The organism is Achromobacter sp. Marseille-Q0513 (assembly GCF_018195695.1).
Classification (GTDB): domain Bacteria; phylum Pseudomonadota; class Gammaproteobacteria; order Burkholderiales; family Burkholderiaceae_B; genus Achromobacter.
The window spans coordinates 1-733 of sequence record NZ_JAGTJY010000416.1 but is presented as its reverse complement, the minus strand read 5'-3'; the positions used below and the strand labels follow the sequence as shown (position 1 = coordinate 733).

At 59.2% G+C, this 733-nt stretch carries 1 protein-coding gene; it reads right to left on the bottom strand.

What is annotated here, in order from left to right; all coding sequences use genetic code 11:
- Positions 1 to 157: 157 nt before the first annotated feature.
- Positions 158 to 526, bottom strand: a complete 369-nt coding sequence (locus KDH83_RS31000) for a DUF3742 family protein (protein WP_212322926.1) — start codon at positions 524 to 526, stop codon at positions 158 to 160.
- Between the last annotated feature and the right edge of the window lie 207 nt (positions 527 to 733).

Sequence of the window (733 nt, the reverse complement as noted above, 5' to 3'; positions counted from 1 at the left end):
GTATTCATGCGGGCTCGGCACTACAGGGTTTGACCGCAGGAACGAGAGATGCCAAGGCAAGTGGCGGTGCAGTTACGAACATGGCATTTAGAGGTGCCATCGGCATGGCTGCGCGGCCTGATAAGCCAAGCAACAAGAAACAGTCGTAAGACAGGCCTCAAAGCCGGGTTTCGTGGTCCGGGTCGTGTGCGTCGAGCCGATAGCCGTCGTCGGAATAGAGACCATACCCGACCGGTCCGTGTTCCCACTCGGGTTCTGGCGTATTCAAATCCACTTCGTCCGCGCCCCACGCTACCGCCACCAGAAACGCCAACAGCAGCGCGAACCAGAACGTAACGTAGAACAGCACAGCCAGCAGCGTGAGCTTAATTGTCCACAGCAGCGCGCTGGCGCCAGTTGCCGGCATGCCATTGGCGACCAGCCTATGTGCCACGCTCTGCTCGCGACGCAGATAGCCTCGCGCAGCACGACCCAGCCAGCGGCCTAAGCGCTCTGCGAGGGTGGGATGGCTGGTCGTCGTGCTCATGGCTATTACTTGATGATGCGAATGGTTGCTGGGGGCCCTTGATAATCGGCTGCGTGCACGCGGTCTGGCAGACCGCCCATGACTGCTTTATAGGCCAGATTCAATGACGAAGCCAAGCATAGTGGCGGTGTCGAGACGGTATCGCGCGGGATATTGCTCATTTAGCGGTCAGGAGACGGCTCCATATTGCGCCCGATATGAAAACCC